At 33.3% G+C, this 20,006-nt stretch carries 20 protein-coding genes; 12 read left to right on the top strand and 8 right to left on the bottom strand.

Features of this window, described 5'->3' with window-relative positions; all coding sequences use genetic code 11:
* Positions 1–293: 293 nt before the first annotated feature.
* Both ACZ0AH_RS12965 and ACZ0AH_RS12960 read right to left on the bottom strand, forming a co-directional pair.
* On the bottom strand, positions 294–782 hold the full coding sequence (locus ACZ0AH_RS12965) for an acyl-CoA thioesterase (RefSeq protein ID WP_463476214.1): 489 nt from the start codon (positions 780–782) through the stop codon (positions 294–296).
* Positions 783–834: 52 nt separating this feature from the next.
* On the bottom strand, positions 835–1,416 hold the full coding sequence (locus ACZ0AH_RS12960; protein WP_463476213.1) for a TetR/AcrR family transcriptional regulator: 582 nt from the start codon (positions 1,414–1,416) through the stop codon (positions 835–837).
* 265 nt (positions 1,417–1,681) lie between these two features.
* Between ACZ0AH_RS12960 and ACZ0AH_RS12955 the strand changes: the two genes are divergently transcribed.
* The 5 genes from ACZ0AH_RS12955 to ACZ0AH_RS12935 all read left to right on the top strand — a co-directional run bounded on the left by ACZ0AH_RS12955 (position 1,682) and on the right by ACZ0AH_RS12935 (position 6,875).
* A complete protein-coding gene (locus ACZ0AH_RS12955; protein ID WP_463476212.1) occupies positions 1,682–2,206 on the top strand; it encodes an RNA polymerase sigma factor in 525 nt (174 codons plus the stop codon).
* Between the two features lie 46 nt (positions 2,207–2,252).
* The gene (locus tag ACZ0AH_RS12950) at positions 2,253–2,459 is read left to right on the top strand and encodes a hypothetical protein (RefSeq protein WP_463476211.1); all 207 of its coding nucleotides are present in this window, start codon (positions 2,253–2,255) and stop codon (positions 2,457–2,459) included.
* Positions 2,444–3,313 (top strand): FecR family protein, encoded by an 870-nt coding sequence (locus ACZ0AH_RS12945; RefSeq protein WP_463476210.1) that lies wholly within the window; start codon positions 2,444–2,446, stop codon positions 3,311–3,313. The genes ACZ0AH_RS12950 and ACZ0AH_RS12945 overlap by 16 nt, the downstream gene beginning before the upstream one ends.
* A 101-nt stretch (positions 3,314–3,414) precedes the next feature.
* On the top strand, positions 3,415–6,030 hold the full coding sequence (locus tag ACZ0AH_RS12940) for a TonB-dependent receptor (protein ID WP_463476209.1): 2,616 nt from the start codon (positions 3,415–3,417) through the stop codon (positions 6,028–6,030).
* Positions 6,031–6,035: 5 nt separating this feature from the next.
* Positions 6,036–6,875 carry a DUF4249 domain-containing protein gene (locus ACZ0AH_RS12935; protein ID WP_463476208.1) on the top strand — a complete coding sequence of 280 codons (840 nt, stop codon included), beginning with the start codon at positions 6,036–6,038 and terminating at the stop codon, positions 6,873–6,875.
* A gap of 92 nt (positions 6,876–6,967) precedes the next feature.
* Here the strand turns inward: ACZ0AH_RS12935 and ACZ0AH_RS12930 are convergent, their stop codons facing one another.
* From ACZ0AH_RS12930 to ACZ0AH_RS12915, 4 genes are all read right to left on the bottom strand, one after another.
* Positions 6,968–7,594 carry an NAD(P)-dependent oxidoreductase gene (locus ACZ0AH_RS12930; RefSeq protein WP_463476207.1) on the bottom strand — a complete coding sequence of 209 codons (627 nt, stop codon included), beginning with the start codon at positions 7,592–7,594 and terminating at the stop codon, positions 6,968–6,970.
* 1 nt (position 7,595) lies between these two features.
* Entirely contained in the window at positions 7,596–8,402 is an 807-nt protein-coding gene (locus tag ACZ0AH_RS12925; RefSeq protein WP_463476206.1) for an inositol monophosphatase family protein, read from the bottom strand.
* An 80-nt stretch (positions 8,403–8,482) separates the two neighbouring features.
* Complete coding sequence (locus tag ACZ0AH_RS12920) at positions 8,483–9,343, bottom strand: AraC family transcriptional regulator (protein ID WP_463476205.1); 861 nt, start codon at positions 9,341–9,343, stop codon at positions 8,483–8,485.
* Between the two features lie 52 nt (positions 9,344–9,395).
* Positions 9,396–9,857: a hypothetical protein gene (locus ACZ0AH_RS12915; protein ID WP_463476204.1), complete on the bottom strand. Its 462-nt coding sequence runs from the start codon at positions 9,855–9,857 to the stop codon at positions 9,396–9,398.
* Positions 9,858–10,107: 250 nt separating this feature from the next.
* Here ACZ0AH_RS12915 and ACZ0AH_RS12910 point away from each other — a divergent pair, with 250 nt between their 5' ends.
* Both ACZ0AH_RS12910 and ACZ0AH_RS12905 read left to right on the top strand, forming a co-directional pair.
* Positions 10,108–10,845, top strand: a complete 738-nt coding sequence (locus tag ACZ0AH_RS12910) for a hypothetical protein (RefSeq protein WP_463476203.1) — start codon at positions 10,108–10,110, stop codon at positions 10,843–10,845.
* 198 nt (positions 10,846–11,043) lie between these two features.
* Positions 11,044–11,493, top strand: coding sequence for a hypothetical protein (locus ACZ0AH_RS12905; protein WP_463476202.1), 450 nt, complete (start codon positions 11,044–11,046; stop codon positions 11,491–11,493).
* A 125-nt stretch (positions 11,494–11,618) separates the two neighbouring features.
* Here the strand turns inward: ACZ0AH_RS12905 and ACZ0AH_RS12900 are convergent, their stop codons facing one another.
* Both ACZ0AH_RS12900 and ACZ0AH_RS12895 read right to left on the bottom strand, forming a co-directional pair.
* Positions 11,619–11,888 (bottom strand): hypothetical protein, encoded by a 270-nt coding sequence (locus tag ACZ0AH_RS12900; RefSeq protein ID WP_463476201.1) that lies wholly within the window; start codon positions 11,886–11,888, stop codon positions 11,619–11,621.
* A 128-nt stretch (positions 11,889–12,016) separates the two neighbouring features.
* Entirely contained in the window at positions 12,017–12,763 is a 747-nt protein-coding gene (locus ACZ0AH_RS12895; RefSeq protein ID WP_463476200.1) for a MurR/RpiR family transcriptional regulator, read from the bottom strand.
* A 394-nt stretch (positions 12,764–13,157) separates the two neighbouring features.
* On the opposite strand from ACZ0AH_RS12895, the gene ACZ0AH_RS12890 reads away from it, so the two are divergent.
* From ACZ0AH_RS12890 to ACZ0AH_RS12870, 5 genes are all read left to right on the top strand, one after another.
* A complete protein-coding gene (locus ACZ0AH_RS12890) occupies positions 13,158–14,669 on the top strand; it encodes an FAD-binding oxidoreductase (RefSeq protein ID WP_463476199.1) in 1,512 nt (503 codons plus the stop codon).
* A 23-nt stretch (positions 14,670–14,692) separates the two neighbouring features.
* On the top strand, positions 14,693–15,961 hold the full coding sequence (locus ACZ0AH_RS12885) for an MFS transporter (protein WP_463476198.1): 1,269 nt from the start codon (positions 14,693–14,695) through the stop codon (positions 15,959–15,961).
* 205 nt (positions 15,962–16,166) lie between these two features.
* A complete protein-coding gene (locus ACZ0AH_RS12880; RefSeq protein WP_463476197.1) occupies positions 16,167–16,943 on the top strand; it encodes an SDR family oxidoreductase in 777 nt (258 codons plus the stop codon).
* A gap of 11 nt (positions 16,944–16,954) precedes the next feature.
* Positions 16,955–18,391 (top strand): FGGY-family carbohydrate kinase, encoded by a 1,437-nt coding sequence (locus tag ACZ0AH_RS12875; protein WP_463476196.1) that lies wholly within the window; start codon positions 16,955–16,957, stop codon positions 18,389–18,391.
* A gap of 393 nt (positions 18,392–18,784) precedes the next feature.
* The gene (locus ACZ0AH_RS12870) at positions 18,785–19,951 is read left to right on the top strand and encodes a hypothetical protein (protein ID WP_463476195.1); all 1,167 of its coding nucleotides are present in this window, start codon (positions 18,785–18,787) and stop codon (positions 19,949–19,951) included.
* Positions 19,952–20,006: the final 55 nt, after the last annotated feature.

Below are 20,006 nucleotides of genomic sequence, written 5' to 3'. Positions count from 1 at the left end.
CTATTAAACTTCTGGTTTGGGAATGGGCGGAATTTCGTATACCATAAATGATATGATCCGAGAAAAATTAACGGTTTTTAAAAGTAAAAATTTATAATTGTTTAAAATATGCCGTTAGGCATTAAATGTCGGTAGAAATCAGGAATTCCAAATAGATTTAGAGTGCCGTAGGTACGTAATATAAATCGCTTGTTGCGTACCTACGGCACGCTACGGATTTCTCGACCTGATTTTCTACCGACATTTAGTGCCTAACGGCACATACAAATAATGTCATATCAAACTTTCACAATTTAATGTGTTACGGATTTTAATTTTTGGATAATATCCAAATACCTATTTTCAAAAATAGATTGATCTACAGGTAAAACAATCGATTCAAATAGTTTCATTAGATCTTCAGAATGATTTGCTGTTTTTTTTGTCTGAAGATTGTAATGGATAAACTTAATCCATAAAATGGCTTTTAATTCCGTTTCATCTTCATTCCACATCTTCATTTCGACCAATAAAACATTATCCGTATATTGAATAAGCTGAGACTCAATTAATACGGTTTCCATTGTAAAAGCAGGTTTTAGATAACTTATTTGGTTAGAGGCGACAACCCAGCTTAATCCCTTTGTTTTCATATACTTAAATATATCAAGATCATAATGTTCTGCAATTTGGTCTTCGCGCACATTAATAAAATATTCCAGATATTTTGAGTTGTTTAAATGATTAAAAGGATCACAATCCTGAAACCTGACTTTTCTTTTTGTTTTTAATATTTTTTCCATTTATTGAATAATTATATCAGATACCGATCGGTATTTGATGGGTTAAAAAATTTTATTTCCGAATGTTTTCAATGATAGCGCTGTCTATAAAGTCCATTGCGGTGTTGATATAGGTGGGATCATTGTGTGTAAATGCCAAAAGTGAACTTCCTTCAATTAAGGATAAAATGAGTTTTGCATATTTAGCCGGATCTGTATTTTGCTGAATTTCATTATTAATGACTCCTTCTGTAATAATAGAGGTTAAACCCGAAGTAAATTTTTGAGATAGGTTTTGTGCTGCTTTAAACAATAACGGGTTTATAAATTTGGTATCAACTCCTGCGCGCAGCATCGGGCATCCGCCTCTGTCTTTCACCAAATCATAATAACTGCGTTGATATTCTGTTATTGCATGAAGTTTATTTATACTGCCCTCTTTACTGACAACCAGTTTAAACAGAGGCGTTATGGCTAAGCTTACATTTAACTGAAACGATTTTAAAGCTAAATCTTCCTTATTAGAAAAATTACAGTAAATGGCACCTTTTGTAAGTCCGGTAGCTTTTGTTATGTCGGTTAAACTCGTTCCTACATAACCTTGTTTATTAAAAATAGGTGCTACTTTATTTAATATAATTTCAGAAGTATTCATAGTTTTATGAGTGAATTGATAGTATTCAAAGCAAATATAGTATAAATACCGATCGGTATATGAAAATATTGCTATTTATTTTGCTATTTTTTTCTTTTAAAAAAGCGTTAAGAAAATGTTGGCGTGTTGTTGTTTTAAATTAAAATTTCTGTTCTTTGCTTCTTAAGATTTATTAAAAAAATGATTAAGAAAGTCTTAAATTCTCAACTTGAAACTACAATATTATTATCTACATTGAGTTTAGGGTTATTATCATATTTGCGTTATGGACAACAAAAAGTTTATATTAAGTTTAAAAAAGGGTAATGAAGCTTCTTTCAGGCAGGCTTATCTGACTTACTATGATAAATTGATAAACATTGCCAAACGATTTAATTTTACCGTACTTACCCCGCAGGATTTTGTTCAGGAAACTTTTTTAAGACTTTATAATAAAAGAGAATTGCTTAATGAGGATATTTTATTGGATAAACAATTGTTTACAATATGCAAGAACATCATTATTAATCATTTAAACAGAGAAAATAAAATAATTCAGCTTGATCCTTGTCAGTTTGAAAAAATCGAAGAAGAAGATACCGAAACCGGAATTTTTGAAGAAAGACAGGAAAAACTACATTCTTTTATAAATCAGCTTCCGGAGCAGCAACAAAAAATATTTACTTTACATAAACTGGAAAACCTTAGTTATAAGGAGATTGCCGCAATTACAGCGCTTTCTGAAAAGACAATTGCCAATCACATCTACCTCGCCAGTAAATTTATTCGAAAAAAAATCGCAGATCATTAGGAACTTTTGTGTTCTCGTTTGTTATAGATATAAACGGAAACATAAAATGCATATTGAGTCTTATAAAACAGATGTTACAACCAAGGAAGATGCAAGCTTTATTGTAGTGCTTCTGCAGTTTATCATTTCTGATTGTATCATGAATTTTGATTTGGTAGAAAATAATATTCTAAGAATCGAAACGAACAGGGATATTAAAGAAATGGTGTATGGTGTTTTTAATAAACAAGGATTTTATTGTCAAAAACTTTAGTGCTCAAAGATATGGACGAAAAGAAATTAGAAGAAGAATTGAAAAAAATATGGGATGAAACTCCCGTTTCGCATTCTGATAGTGAAAAAGAAATTTCGTGGAACGAGTTTCATTCAAAAGCATTCTCTCCAAAAAAGAAAAAATCCAATTCATGGCGTTATTATGCCGCAGCGGCCGTTTTGATTTTTGTTTTTTTGGGAACAGGAATTTACTTTACCAATTCACCATTAATTACCAATGCTGAACTTGCTGAAAATACAATCGAAAATACAACTTCGGTACTAAAAACAGTAATGCTGCCAGATAGTTCAAAAGTAGCATTAAGCCCGAATTCTAAAATTGTTTATGCCGATAATTTTGCAGCTAACAGAAAACTTAAAATTACCGGAGAAGGCTATTTTAAAGTGAAAAAAGATAAAAAACATCCTTTTCAGGTTTCCTGCAACGAAACTACAACGACAGTTTTAGGTACCTCTTTTATCGTAAAAGGATATACCCAAAAAGAAGTTTCGGTTGAACTTTATGAAGGAAGTGTTGAAATGAGTGTGAAAAACCAGAACAAAAAATGGATTCTGAAACCCGGAGAAAAATTCACATATGGAAGTAAAACCGCTGCAGTTGCCGAGTTTAACAGATTTATAGATTTTGAGAATGAAAAACTAAGTATTGTGAGCACTTATATCGAATCGAATTACGGTTATAAAGTGATAATTCCGCAGGAATATGAAAACCAGAGAATTACGGTACGAATCAATAAAAAAGAAGATTTAAAAACGATTGTCCAATTAATATCAGAAATGTATAACCTAAACTTTGAAGTAAATGAAAATTTAAAACAGATTACTTTTCAGTAGAAAAGAAAAGGATGTCCTAGCCGCGAAACTAAACATCCTTCCCATAGTCAGGGTAGTATAGAACTATCCCATTTAATAATATTCAAAAATACCAAAATTTCATGAAGCATATAATATCAGCGTGCTTTTTTTTATTCAGTTTGTGTATGTCCGCCCAAAACATAACTGTAACTGTAGATAAAACTGTAACCTTAAAAGAATTATTTAAACAAATTGAAAATCAAACCGACTTTAAATTTGCCTTTACGGATCAAATAGATACGTCTCAAAAGTATTTTACCAAAAGCACGACTTATAGCAATATCGAAATAAAAGAGCTTATTAGTGAATTGAACAAGAATAAGTTAATTCAGTTTTCGGTTGTTGGAAGCAATATTTTTGTAAAGCAAAAAGCGGTAAAAACAAGTAAAAAAAAAAGTAAGTTAACCGGACAGATTCTTGATGACAATAGAGAATCTGTTATTGGTGCCAACGTTTTTATTAAAGAAACGCAAAATGGCACAACAACAGATAAAAACGGAATGTTTGCTCTGGAATTGGATAAAGGAACTTACACTGTTGTAGTAAGTTATGTGGGTTTTAAAAATATAGAAAGACAAATTACAGTTTCAGACGATGTTAAAATTGATTTTAGCTTTGAAGGCGATAATAGCCAGCAATTAGAACAGGTAATTGTAACAAATACTAAAGCTGTTGATGTCAGAAATACGCAAATGAGTGTCAATAAAATGACGATGCAGGAAATCAAGAAAATTCCTGTTGCTATGGGCGAGCCGGATCCTTTAAAATCAATATTAACATTGCCGGGCGTTACAAATGCCGGCGAAGCTTCGTCAGGTTTTAATGTTCGCGGAGGTGCTGCAGATCAGAATTTGATTCTTTTAGATGGCGCTCCAGTTTATGGTGACTCTCATATGTTTGGTTTTTTCTCCATTTTTAATGCAGATGTTGTTAGCGGATTAGATTTATATAAAGGCGGAATTCCATCTAAATTTGGAGGCCGTGTTTCGTCTGTTTTGGATGTAAGCCAGCAAACGGGAGATTTTACAGACTATAAAGTAAACGGAGGTATTGGTCTTATTTCCAGCCGACTTTTGGTACAAGGTCCGATAAAAAAAGATGTTGGTTCGTTTTTAATTGCAGGACGTGCTTCTTACGCGCATTTATTTTTAAAGCTGTCGGATAATAAAAACTCGGCTATGTTTTATGATATTAATGCCAAATTTAATTATCGTTTAGGCGCTAATAATACGATTGCATTTTCTGGATATTTAGGAAATGATATTTTTGATATCAACGAGCGTTTTTCAAGTACGTACGGAAATACAATGGGAATATTAAGCTGGAAACATAAATTTTCGGACAATCTCAATACCAATCTTTCGGTTTTTTACAGCGATTATAAATTTAACTTAGGAATTTCTTCTGAAAGTTTTGAATGGAATAATGTGATTAAAAGTTATGGTTTTAAATACAATTGGAATCACATTGTATCACAAAAGCTGAAACTTAATTACGGAATCGACGGTCAGTATTATGATTTTAATCCTGGAACTGTGCAGCCAACTGGTCCTGAATCACAATTTAATTACAAACAGCTGGATAAAAAACATGCTTTTGAATCTTCTGTTTATCTTGATTTCGAACATCAGATTACAGAGAAATTAAATTTTAGATATGGACTTCGTTATAGTATGTTTTATCGTTTAGGAAGCGAGGAAATAAGTACTTATGAGGATGGTAAGGCTGTAGTATTTAATCCTTTATATCATATTTATGAAGAAGGAACCCCAACAGGAACTATATCTTATAAAAGCGGCGAAACAATCAGTAAATTTGATAATCTTGAACCGCGTGCTGCATTATCATACGCTTTTAATGATAATACATCGGTAAAAGCAAGTTATAACAGAATGGCGCAGTACATTCATATTTTGTCAAATACACAATCTCCGCTGCCTATGAGTATCTGGACACCAAGCGGACCTTTTACAAAACCACAGCTTCTGGATCAGTATGCGGTAGGATACTTTAGGAATTTTAAAGATGCCGATTATTCGTTTGAAGGTGAATTATTTTATAAAAATATTCAAAATCGTATCGATTATATAGACGGAGCAGATATTTTGGCCAATAATAATGTAGAACAGGTGATTTTGAACGGTAAAGCAAGATCATACGGTTTGGAATTATTATTTAGAAAAAATGCCGGAAATTTTACAGGATGGGTTTCTTATACTTTGTCAAGGGCAGAACAAAAAACGCCCGGCAGAACGCCTGAAGAACCCGGAGTTGCAAATGGCGACTGGTATTTGTCAGGATATGATAAAATGCACAATTTGAGTATTGTAGGAAGTTACGAATACAATCCTAAATGGTCTTTTAATGCCAATTTTACTTTGCAATCTGGTCAGCCTGTTACGTATGCAAACGGATATTATGAGTTTGGTGGCATTAATGTACCGAATTATTCCCTGAGAAATGAAAACAGATTGCCGCTTTTTCATCACTTGGATGTTGCGGCAACTTATACGCCAAAACCGGATAAAAAGAAAGGATGGCAAAGCTATTGGGTATTCAGCATTTATAATATCTATAATAGAAAAAATGCGGCTTCGATGACCTTTACAACAAATGAGGATACGGGCGCAAATGAAACCAGAAGACTGTCTATTTTTGGAATAGTTCCTGGTGTTTCTTATAATTTTAAATTTTAATGAGTATGCAATTTCAAAAATATAATTTCAAAAATAAGGCATTTACTTTATTGAGTATTCTTTTTGTGCTGTTGTTTTCAGCTTGTGAAGATGTTGTAAATCTGGATCTGGAAACCGGTGAAACAAAAATTGTGGTAGACGCAGAAATTATTTGGCTAAAAGGAACAACCGGAAACGAACAGACGATTAAAATCAGCAAAACAGCTCCTTATTATAATAATACAACACCAAAAGTTTCAGGAGCGCAGGTAAGGGTTGAAAACAGCAATGGCGATGTTTTTACGTTTAATGAAACAGAACCGGGGTCTTATGTATGTACCAATTTTGTGCCTGTTATCAATATGGATTATAAACTTTTTGTAACCGCAGAAGGACAAAGTTTTACTGCTGTTGAAAAACTGACTTCGGTAACACCAATTGACAGGGTAGAACAAAAAATAGTTCCTGATTTTGGAGGAGAAGATGTAATCGAACTGACTTTTTATTATAAAGATCCGGTGGATGAAGTCAATTATTACCTTACGGATTATAAAAGCGATTTTTTGCTGTATCCTGAATATGAGCTTACAGATGATGATTTGTTTAACGGAAATGAAATAAACACACGATTTTCAGACGAAGATAAAATGAAACCGGGAAAGACTGTTAATATTACGAATCGCGGTATTTCTAAAAATTTCTATAATTATATGAATTTGATTTTAGAAGTATACGGAGGAAATCCGTTTTCTGTTCCTCCGGGAAATATTAGAGGTAATATTATAAATACGACCGATTCTAATAATTTCGCTTTTGGTTATTTCAGGCTTTGCGAAGCAGATAAAGTCTCTTATCTGGTTAAATAAAATTAGTTTTAGGTTGATTTGTTTATACATCTGACATATAAATAAATTTATGTCAGATGTGTTTTAGTTATAAGTAATTATTTATAAATCAACTAGTTAGTTAAAGAGATATATTGATAAAGCGATTTTTGTGTTTCGGCTTCAGTAACTAAAAAATGGGCAACATCTGCTCTTGAAATTTTCCCCACATTCATTCCTTTTTGAAGTCCGGATAAAGCTTTGTAAGATTGGGTTTCAATTCCGTTTGTAAGCATTCCCGGTCTGATAATTTCCCATTTCATTGCACTTTTTGTAATCAATTCTTCCATTAAAGTTTTATTGCTATATTGGTCTTTCAGGAATAATGAAATTACCGTTCGCATAAAAAAGCTTAAATATTTTTTACTTTCTCCCGCTCCAAAACCAGTAATTACTAAAACAGGTGCAGTAAAATTTAACTCATCAGTAACTTTTATGAGTGTTTTGGCAATATCAGAAAATAGGGTAGTGGCTTTTTTATTTTTTGTTCCAACAGTTATCAATACAGCATCAGAACCTTTTATGGCATTTTTTAAATCTATTGACGATGTAGCGCTACCGTTTATTTTAATGAGATTTGGATGATTCTCAATTTGATCTGTATTTGTAGACAGCGCCGTGACGATGTGTCTATTTTTGAGTGCTTGTTTTACGGATTCTAACCCAATTCCGGCACCGGCGCCTATAATTGCAATATTCATTTTAGTTCGTTGATTTAATTTGTAAATATTTTTCAGCAATACTTTTTGGGGCAACAAGCAAATTTTCGCTTCCCCATTTCCATGGATTTCCATCTGTTGTCAGGATTTCTGCGCCGGCTTCTTTGGCAATAAGCAATCCCGCAATCCAATTATACGTATCAAGATCTTCCTCAATAAACAAATCAATTCTTCCTGCACCCACATACGCCAATTGAAGGCCGTGTGGACCGTAATTTCTAACGATTCCAAAATTTTTAAGCAATTTTGTTACATTAGAACCAATTTTATCATACAAATCGTTGTTTGATTTATCCTGATGTCCGTATTCAAAAACAGCCAGCATAACAGCCAAATCTGTTTTACGGCTTAGTTCAAGAGATTTGCCATTCATAAAAGCACCTTCGCCATCTTTTGCCCAAAACATTTCATTGGCAAAAGGATCATAAATGGCCGAAAAGAAAGGTTTTCCGTTGCGTATAAGTGCGAGATTTATCGTCCATCCCGCAATATGCTGAAGATATTGTATAGCGCCGTCCATCGCATCACAAAGCCAGTATTCTTCAATTTCAGCTGGATTTCTTTGTGAATCGGTATCAAATTCGTCGCCAATATGCCACGGAATATTCGGAAATTCGGGAGATAAATCTTCTTTTAAAGAAGTGAGGCACAAAGTATCGATATCTTCTAATTGATTCAAAAGTTCTTCCATAGATTGTGGAATGGCATTTTGCTTGTAGTTTTTTAAAAAGACGTTCCCCACTTTTCGTACTGCATCAAGTATGATTGGGATATTGATTTCGTTTTGCATGTTGTTATAGTTTTAATTACAAGGCAAATCTACTTCTGGCAGGAACTTTTAATGTAGTTTCAAAAATGGAAAGGATAGTCCTAATCACGGAATTTCTTCCTAAACGCAAGAGGAGTGAGGTTTGTTATCTTTTTAAAAAGTTTTCCAAAATAAACAGGTTCTTCATAACCAACTTCATAAGCGATTTCCTTGACGCTGTTATCCGTAAAATACAACAGTCTTTTGGCTTCTAAAACAGAGGCTTCCTGAATATGAACAGACACGGGACTTCCGGTTAACGATTTTACGGTATCATTTAAATGTGAAACCGAAATAGAAAGTGCCGATGCATATTGCGAAGGCTGTTTCCAGATTTTAAAATGTTCTTTTGTGAGTTTTAAGAAAGTTTCCTTAATAATAACGCTGCGATTTTCTTTTTCTTTATAGAGTGATAAATTTGCAACCAATTCTCCAACAATTAAACTTAAAAGCGCATTTAGCAAAGAATGAATTGTTTTTTGGGTATAAGTATTCGTGTTTTCTAATTGTACTTTTTCAATTAAATCCATCAGAATTATAGCTTGCTGATAAAAATCAGATGCTTCTTCAAGCAAAAACGGATTATTGATTTTATTTTCTAAAACTTGTAAAATTTCTTTGTTCACTAATGAAGCATCAAAACTGATCATCCATCCTTTAGAATTTTTTACTTCTATAATATGATGTACTTCTTCCGGAAAAATACAAAGTAAGGCAGGGGCAGTAAATTCGATATTTTCAAAATCAATATTTAATTTGAATTCACCGCTTATAGCCAGCATTAACTGACAATGATTATCCCGATGTGGTTTCGAAATGTCATGTTCGTCGACTTTTTTTCCTTCCATGTTCGCAATAACAATTCCCGCCTTTGCAGAAGGAGAAAGTTCGAATTGCTGAATGACAGGATTTTGATTTTTCAAGATTGATAGTCTATAAAAGTAATAAAGTTATTACCTGCAAATATAAAAGCTTTTAGAGCTCAATTAACAAAAAGAACAATTTGAAGATAGTTAAGGCAACAATAATAAAAATATTGTGTACAAAAACCAGCTGAAGATAATATCCCTTAAAATTGATAAGGTTAGAAGCAGGAATAATTTCAAGCAGAAAAGTCCAGCTTATAATCCGAATTAAACTGATAATAAGTCCAATAATGAGGCTTATTGTCCACGAAATTTCAGCAAATTCATTATACCAAATCAAATAATAAATTGTGGCAAAACACACTCCCGTGAAGTGATGTAATATGGTTCCGGCGATTAATTCTCCTTTACGGGACAAATCTATAGCAACGGCTGCAAGTAATGTGGTCAGCAGTGCTGGTTTTCGATAAACTTCAGCATAGGATGCAGATACTGCCTTGTTGAATAGTTTTAGGATACAACAGGCAAACAGCCAGGAAATAACAATTTGAAAGAGCAGGTTTAAGATCATTAAATAAAATTAATGGGGCGTAATTTTACATCGCAAATATAAATTTTTATAATGAGCTTACAATATAAATAAAAGGCTTGTTTTTATTCCGTCAGTAAAATACTACTTAACAGATTATCATTAAGATACCTTTATAATTTTTGAAAAAAGTTAACAAGTAAAAAAACAACTATGAGTTGATTTTTATAGATTTGTAGAATCTGTATATGCCCAAAAAATCAATTTGGAAACAATTATAAATTCAAAGACAATGAAATCTGTTCCTTCAATATTTTTATTTTTAATGTTTGTCTGCACAAATTCTTACTCGCAATTAAGTTCAGATAAAATATTCGAAAGCTTTAAGCAAGGAGAACGCACAAATTGTTCCTCGATTGCTTTTATAAAAGCAGCTTTGAATATTTACGGTTTAGACAATCTTTTTGTAACCGAAAAAATAAATGACACTTTACAAAAAATCACATTAAAAAATAACGCATCATTTAATCTGAATGCAGACGAGATAAATAAAGCGAATGAATCTGCCGGTTTTATATTTATTAAAGACAATTGCGAGAGCGAAACCATAACTGATTATGCAGTATTGACATACGCTGTAATGGCAAAATACAAACAAATTATTGACCATGAATCTACTTTTGACAGAGCGTTAGAAGATTTAGAAAGCGGGGCAGTATATACGCCAACAATTTATAAATATTTAGGATTTAAAAAAGGCAAACAAATACAAAAGTTAAAACGACAATCCGGAAGTGAATTTTGCGGAGTTGTGGCGTGGTCAACAGCACATGCGGTTTTTGTGTGCGAAGAATTCATGGATTATTACGGAAACAAAAAAAGCATCTGGATAAAATATCCGGGGCGCTTTAGAATCATCAAGTCAGAAGAAGGAATAAAAAATACCCATATAATTCCCGAAGTTCAAAATAATACCGGACTGGTTTCAGGCAGTACGATTCCGCCGGGTAATCCCAAAACAGATTTATAAATTATTTTTGTAATAAAAATAAGAACTAAAATTGCTATAAAAATGATTCTTTTAAGTTACTAATTATAATATTTAACAGGAATGCTCAGAGAATAACATAATATTAATGTTATTTTGAAAAAAAGAAATCAATAAAGTTGCAATTTAAGTTAATTTATATATTTTTGTCATTAATTAACAACCAATTACATAAAGAAAATGAAGAGCAAAATTATATTACTAAGTATCCTTTTCTTCTTGACAACTGGCGCTATCTCAGCACAGGCAAAAAACGCTCCAAGAAGTATTATCAGTACAACAGCTCTAATACGCAAATACCATGATCAAAAAGAATTGAGTGGTATGCAAAAAGGAGAACTTTTAGAATTATACATTGAACGTATTAAAGTTTTAGTTAAAACTCTTCCTTACATTGCTTTGGTAACTAAGCCAGGTGTTACAATGGCAGATTTAGGTATTCCGGACGATTCTGAGCACAAAAAAGTGTTAGACAGTCAAGCTGAAGGAACTACATTATTCTTAGATACTACAGTAGACTTTCAAAGAAAAATGATGCCTTATTCCGATAAAGGAAATCTTATTGCTGCAATTTTATTCTACGAAAGTACATTGAAATCATTACACGAATTCAACGACTTAAACGAATAGTACTATTTGTCGCTAAAAATATTATACGGGTTTTTTAATCACGTATTTCCATAAAAAAACTCCATTATTTTTAATGGAGTTTTTTTTGTTTTCTTGTGAATTAAATTGTGACCTGTAACACTAGTTTAAATAACTTCTTCTACAGTTTCCAGCTGATTTTCTATTTCTGATTTTAAAAAATCTTTGTATTTCGCAAGTCCTATTCCTATTATCGGAATAGACAATTTTCCTATCACAGAAGCAGCCTCTTTATTTCCTGTCTTATTTAGATAAGTTGATAATAACAAAGTGCCAATTGCGCCAAAGAGTATCAATTCTGTGGGAACGTTAGCAATTTTATCCTCTATTAATTCTCTGATATCTTCAAGATTTTCCTGATTGAGTAAATTTTCCATAAATTCTATTTATTTAATGAGTCCGTTTTTATTTATAAATTAAAAATAGAAATTAAATAATGCCTTCTTTTATAGAATTAGGAACTCGAATTATATGATTATCATTATTTGAAGGAAATGTAATTTTATTAAGCGGGATTATTGCCAGATTTTTTTTCGGATTTCTGCTTGTTTTCAAAAGAAGATTTTTCCAATTGTTTAATAACAGCTTCAATGAAAGCAAAAAAAGTTGTTCTTGTTTTTTCGTGAGGCAGTAATTCCGGATTTTGCAGATAATTGCTTAAAGTTATCGTATAATCGTATTTTTCTAAAAATTCAGTTCGTCCTTCTTCTAATATAAACGCTGCTTTGCTGTTTTTTGAAACGATATTTTCATACAATTCCGCAAAAGATTTAAATTGCCCGGTAACAGAAAAAATAATAACCAGATTATTTTTGCTCAACAAATCATTTATGGATGTTTCGTGCGCAACGGCCCATATTGGGATTTCTAATAAATTTCGAAGTTTATATTCAAAATACTGTCCTGCAATAAACGAAGGACCATAACCAAACAAAATAATTTTTTCGAATTTTTGAAGATAAGCCGCAAACTGATCAATAATTTCCGGATTGAAATTTTCTAAGAATTTATTCAGGCGTTCGTTTTCGTCAGCAATTACAGTAAAAGCCTTTCCGCTAATAAAACCTAAATATTCCTTGTAGGTTTTGAATCCCAGTTTCTGTACAAATTTTGAAATTTTAGAAGGTGAGCAATTGCAAATTAATGCCGCGTCTGTAATAGATAGTGTACTGTTTTGTTTGATTTCCCTGATTAGGATCGAATAAATATTTTTCTCCAAAGAGTTAAGCAGATCTTTATTTACAATATACATTTTGCCTCGATTATTTTTTAGTAAAAGTATTACATTTCATTTAAAACAGATATTCTTTCTGTTTTTTTTCACTTCATTTAAAAGTTATGCGCATAAAAAAAGTCCAATTTTAATATATAAACAGCTTTTATTTTTCATTCAAAATTAAAGTTTTTAATTCCTATTTTATTCTTTAAACTTAGTTTTATTCTGTTTAATCCCGGTTTTACGGTGATTTTTAGTATTTCTGCCTTTAAGCTATTGTTTAAAAATTTATTTATTTTCCATTATTATTTATAAAATTAAATTTTATGGAAAATATTTGTTTATTTTGAAATATTTTTCCTACGTTTGTTTTTTCGTAATCGATATAGTAAAAAATATTTGTAATACGAATGCAAACCCAAAATTAAAAATGAAAGTGAATTTTAATCAAGAAAGCTTAAATGATATGAAAGAAAATAAAATGATTTTAAAAGATTTAGAAAAAATGCTAAAGCAAGATCAGATAAACATCAATCATGATGATTTATATGAAGCATCGGCAGACAGATATAAAAAATATGCTAAGGCAAAAAAAGTTTTAGATGTTCCGGCCCCAATTGCGATTGTTTATCCTGAATCTGCAGAGCAGGTTTCTGAAATCCTGAGATATTGTAATGCAAACAGCATTAATGTTATTCCAAGAAGTGGCAGAACTGCGACAGAAGGAGGTTTGGAAAACTGGAAAGAACAAACTTTAGTAGTTGATGGAAAAAAACTAAAAAAAGTTATAAAAATAGATCCGTATAATATGCAGGTTACCGCGCAATCCGGTGTTGTATTGCAGGAATTGGAAGACGAAGTTAGAAAGCATGGTTTAACAATGGGGCATTCTCCTCAGTCTAAACCAGTTGCCCAAATGGGAGGTTTGGTTTCTACGCGTAGTATTGGGCAATTCTCTACTTTATACGGCGGTATAGAAGATATGGTAGTAGGATTAGAATGTGTTTTTCCTGACGGACATATTTCGCGTATCAAAAATGTACCAAGAAGAGCAGGAGGACCGGATATTAGACATATTGCCATTGGTAACGAAGGCGCTTTGTGTTACATTACAGAAGTTACGGTTAAGCTATTTAAATATTTCCCTGAAAACAATCAATTTTTTGGATATCTGCTTAAAGATGTTGATACAGGAGTTAGTGTTTTAAGAGAAGTTATGGCAAATGGTTACAGGCCTTCTGTAGCGAGAGTATATTCAGAAGAAGATGCTGCGCAGCATTTTAGCCATTTTCATAAAGGGCAATGTATCTTGATTTTTATGGCAGAAGGAAATGAAAACATGGTAAAAGCTACTGCTGCCGGAATTGAAGAAGCTGTAGAAAAATTTAAAGCAGGAATCAATGAAAAAGTAGATTCTAAATTGATCGAAGGCTGGTTCAACCATCTAAACTGGACACAACAAAGAATTGAAGATGAAATTCAGGATATGGTGACTAAAAATGCGCACGATGGTTTTACAACCGAAATTTCTGCAGATTGGGAAAACGTTACCAGAATATACTACAATGTAATCGAAAGAATCCGAAAAGAATTTCCAAGAAGTAAAGATATTACGATGCTTGGCGGACATTCTTCGCACAGTTATATCAACGGAACCAACATGTATTTTGTATACAACTACAACATCAATTGTGAACCGCAAGACGAAATGCGCCTTTATCACCATCCAATTCAGACTATTATCGTAGAAGAAACACTGAAACTTGGCGGTTCTATGTGCCATCATCACGGAATTGGCAAATACAGAAATGAGTGGACAAAACAAGAACACGGAAGCGCATACTATATGCTGGAGAAATTAAAAGAAGCTTTTGATCCTAACGGAATCATGAATTTCGGAACCATTTTTCCTCAGGCAGAAGGTGAAAAATATCAAAAATAATAGTCCTTTAAAAAACTAAGCGTATGAAACGATATATTCAATTTATCCTCATAGTGCTCGCTGCCGGGGCAATTTATCCACTAATTTATTTAAGGACAAATTATCAGGAAACCATTTTAGCTGTTTTTAAAATAGGTTTAGATGACCTTAATATTATTTATACAGTCTTGGGTTTTATATTCATATTAGGATATTTTCCAAGCGGTATATTAAGTGATAAATTTTCTGCTAAGTATCTCCTTGTTTTATCCTTGTTAGGTACTGCAGTCGGAGGATTTTGGTTTGCCCAGATTCCAGATTATGCTTCAATCATAGGTATATTCTGTTTGTGGGGTGTTTTCTCCGTATTTACGTTCTGGGGAGCACACATGAAGTTGGTGAAGTTATTGTCTACTCCGGAAGAAGAGGGACGTTTCTTTGGTTTTCTCGATGGAGGAAGAGGTGTCGTTGAGGCCATATTAGCAAGTATCGCCTTGTTTATGTTTTCTCATATTTTAGAAAAAGGCGAAACACTTGCAGATAAAACTCAGGCACTTCAATATGTGATTTACATGTATTCTGCAGTATTGCTTGTTGCCGGAATCTTAATCGCTTTGTTTGTCGAAAAGGATACGACTAAAGTAAATAAAAATGAATTACCAGTTATAAAAAGCATCGAAGAAGACAAAAAAGGTTTTGATTTTAAAGATGTCAATTCTGTTATCAAAAACAAGTTCGTGTACTTAATGGGAGCCATTATTTTTTGCTCTTATGCTGTAACCTGGGTAGTGTATTATTACGGAGGTTTTATGGAAAAAAATCTTAAAATTACACCCGTTACAGTCAATACGATCATGGTAATTGTGTTATGGATGAGACCAATAGGCGGAATCTTAGGCGGATTTTTAGCAGATAAATTCGGGAAAACTATAACACTGGTTTCTGCCTTATGCGGCGCTGTTCTTACTTTATTAGCAGTTGCTTTACTTCCTGCAGAAACTACAAGTTTCACCATTTATTACATTCTGATAATATTAGGAGGAACCTTTGTTTACGCCATTCGTGGTACATATTGGTCATTGTTGGGAGACAGTAGAATAGATAATAAAATTATGGGTACAGCGGTAGGATTTATTTCCCTTTTGGGATACTTGCCAGATATCTTTATACCGTATTTCAGTACGGTCGTTTTCAACAAATTTGGACCCGAAGGAGGGTACAATGCCTATTTTATAATAAGTGCAATTCTGGGAATAGCAGCAATTTGTTTCGTTACTGTTTTCAAACAACAAAGTCAAAAAGATATAAATTAAAACAATTCGTTGGGTGTACTATTAACACATAGAAATATAGAATTATTAGTTGTAAAAAAGAATGCAAAAAGAAACTCATTTCTTTCACATAGGAAGCTATGTGCATTTTTAAACAAGTGAAACGCCTTTTTTAGGGTTCAAATCTATGTTTCTATGTGTTAAGATTAATTCTAATCAAAAGTTAAAACATTAAAAAATATATAAAATGGAAATTACAGATTTTAAAATGGACTATTTTTCTCTAAAAGGGAAAAACGCAATTGTAACAGGAGGAAATACAGGATTAGGACAGGCTTTTTCTTTGGCTTTAGCAAAAGCAGGCGCTAATGTTTTTATGCCGAGTATAATGCCGGACGACGCTGCATTTAATAAATTGATAGAAAATGAAGGCGGAAAAGCGGTATACATGTCAGCAGATATTACCAAAGACGGAATACCAAAAAAAATTGTAGAAGAATGTGTAGCAACATTAGGATCAATAGATATTTTAGTGAACTGTGCAGGAATTTGCTTAATTGCTGATGTACTGAATTTTACAAGAAAAGAATGGGATCCAATGGTAAGCATCAATTTGACTGCTGCTTTTGAAATGTCGGCAGAAGTTACCAAGTTTTTCATACCTCAAAAAAGTGGAAAAATCATTAATATTTGTTCCCTGTTCTCTTTCTTAGGCGGACAATGGTCTCCGGCTTATGCTGCTACTAAACACGGATTGGCAGGTTTAACAAAAGCATATTGTGATGAATTAGCGCAGTATAATGTACAAGTTAACGGAATTGCTCCGGGTTATTTTAAAACAAAAGTGGCGCAGGCATCTATAGATAATCCGGAACGTAATAAATGGATTGTAGATCATACGCCAGAAGGTCGTTGGGGAGATGTGGCCGATTTAATGGGAACGACAGTATTTTTGGCAAGTCAGGCTTCTCACTTTGTAAACGGACATATTCTGGCTGTTGACGGCGGATTTTTAACGAGATAAAACGAATTGTTATGAAAGAACAATATTTTATTTCGATCGATAATGGGTCTCAAAGCACAAAAGTTTATATTATCAATTCAAAAGGTGAGGTTATACATTCTGAAATTGAGCCCTTAAAACCTATGATGTTCAGGAAAACCGGATATGTAGAGCATCCTGACGATGATTTATGGGATAGTATACAAGTAGGGCTGACCCGGTTAATGAAAAACTTCAAAGGTGATATAAACCTTATAAAAGGAGTTGGACTTTGTACCATTCGCTGTTGCAGGGTATTTATGAAAAAAGACGGTAATCTGGCTGCTCCCGTAATGAGCTGGATGGATGTAAGATCGTATGCGCCTTTTGAAGATTCAGACGAAATTGCATACACGTGTCCTACAACCGGATATATCACGCAGCGTCTTACAGGAGCATTAAAAGATACGGCGGCGAATGCTTTTCAGTGGCAATTTCCCGTAGATATGGAAACCTGGAACTGGTCAGAAGATACAGCTGTTCTGGATAGTTTCAAAATTCCAAAAGAGAAATTGCTGGAATTACAAATGCCCGGCACTGTTTTAGGAACTGTAACAAAAGCTGCTGCAAAAGCAACTGGTTTACCGGAAGGATTACCTGTTGTAGCCACAGCAAACGATAAAGCCGTAGAAGCTTTGGGAGCAGGATTAATAGATTCATCCAGAGGATTGTTTTCTTTAGGAACCTATATTACATCTATGGTTGCAGGCAATGAAAACAGACCGGCACACGATAATTATTTTACAAATTTATCCTGTATTCCAAATCGCTATTTATTTGAAAGCGGTGGTGTAAGAAGAGGAATGTGGCTAATTTCATGGTTCAGAGACCTTATTGGCGAAGAATTAAATAGCAAAGCAAAAGAAAAAGGGGTTTCTCCGGAACAGATTTTAGAAGAAGAAGCGTTGAAAGTTTCCACAGGATCTGACGGTTTGATGATTATTCCGGATTGGCTTGCACCGGCCTATCAGTCGTATAGAAAAGGTGTTATGATTGGTTTTAGTGGTCAGCAAGGACGCGGTCATATTTATCGTGCTATTCTGGAAGGAATTGCATTGACATTGAATAATCATTATCAGTTGATGAATGAAACCCTGGGTCACCATCCTGAAAAAATTATCATATCAGGAGGCGGTGCTAACAGTGATCTATTTATGCAGATTTTTGCAGATATAACCGGAACTCCCGTTGTCCGAAACGAAATGAGCGGGTCTGCAGCTTTAGGCGCGGCTATTTGTACAGCTGTAGCCGTAGGATGTTATCCTGATTTTGAAACCGCAGTCAAAAATATGGTAAAAGAAAAGGATGAGTTTCTTCCTAATTTAGAAACGCATAAAAAGTATAAACGAATCAATGATAAGGTTTATCAAAAATTACCGCTGTTGTTAGAAAATGCATTAAAAGAAATGCAAAGTTTAGAAGCAGAATAAAGCTTCGGCTTACTTATTAAAAATACCACCAGTTCGACAATGTCATTAAGTTAAGGAAATATCTTCTAATGCTATGACGGATAAATCTTGTACAATATAACGCTCAAACGTACTATTCATTTCGACGGAGGAGAAATTCACGAGGAGCTCGACAAAGATTGGCGTCTTTGATTGCGGAGTTACTTACGAAGATTTCTCCTCCGTCGAAATGACATAAAATGAGAAAAAAGGCCTTCTATTGTCAGATTAGGAGGCTTTCTTCTCAAGCATACAATCATTTTTTTGCAACCAAAACAGGCATAATGTACCATGTACATTTCATGTCCTCATTTTGTATGCTCTTGATTGAAGGCTTGAAACTAATCTGGATTTTATAATTTAAATACTATAAAAATGATCAATCATAAGTATTATAGATTGCTTTTAATTTTAGTCACATTCTCTATAACTAATTTTGTTTATTCTCAGGCAGCAGATATTAATAGCAAAGCAGATACGCTGGCCAAGGATTCTGAAAAACCCAGATTTACCATAAATGGGGCATTCAGAGTGCACTATAAAGATGAATTTTATAATGAAACAAGAAAAAAAGAAGGAGGGGAATTTGGTTTCGACTTATTCGGGCTTGTCATAAATTCTTCGTATAAAAAGTTTAAAGTATATGCTGATATGAGATTTATGCCCGCTTCATCAGGAGGAACTATGCTAAAAGAAGGCTGGGCAGGATATGATTTTCAAAATGGAGATGATTTCCAGATCGGTTTAGTTCAGGATCCCTTTGGTAACTTAGACTATAATTCATACAGCTGGTTTTTAGGAATAGGATATGCACTGGGATTCGAAGGAAAATACGCTATGGGAGCAAAGTATAATCACAAAGGAAATACCTGGGATTGGCAGGCTGCTTTTATGAAAAATGCAATGGAAACTTTTACAAACGATCCAGCTCAAAGGCAAAATCAATGGTCAGCAAGTATTGTTGGGGACAACAAGGAGATCAATCAGCTTTCAGGACAGCTTGTTTATAAAATAAAAACAAATAATTTTTTGCATAAACTTGGAGTTTCCGGACAATTCGGGCAGCTTTATAATTTTGTAGAAAACGAAATGGGCAACCGAAATGCATTTGCATTACATTACCATATGGACTATAAAAATCTGGGAATAAAAGCAGAAGTTTATAAATATCAATTTAATCCAAAAGGAGGTAATTCAGAATATGTAGACATGGCATCTTTTGGATATACGTATCAGGTGGTTTCAAAAGCAGATGTTTATGCTTTATCTGCAAAATATAGTATTCCTTTTAAAGGTAAATCATTAAATGAAATAGCATTTTACAGTGAATATGGATATTTAGGAAAAAAGTATGACCTAAATGCAACTCATATGCTTACAAACGGTGTATTAATAAGGATTTTAGACGGAATATATACTTACGTTGAGTATGTTGCAGGCTATAACCATCCGTTTTTAGGCGGAAGCCAGGCCAGTTTATATAATGAGTTTGATAATAAATGGCATGCCCGTCTTCAATGCAACATTGGATATTACTTTTAATTTGAAGAAAATGCAATTTGGTTTTCCGGATAAAAGAAAACCAAATGCTTTTCTT

It is taken from the genome of Flavobacterium sp. AC105 (assembly GCF_979258495.1).
The sequence above is the reverse complement of the archived record's forward strand: the minus strand, read 5'-3'. Positions and strand labels throughout refer to the sequence as shown.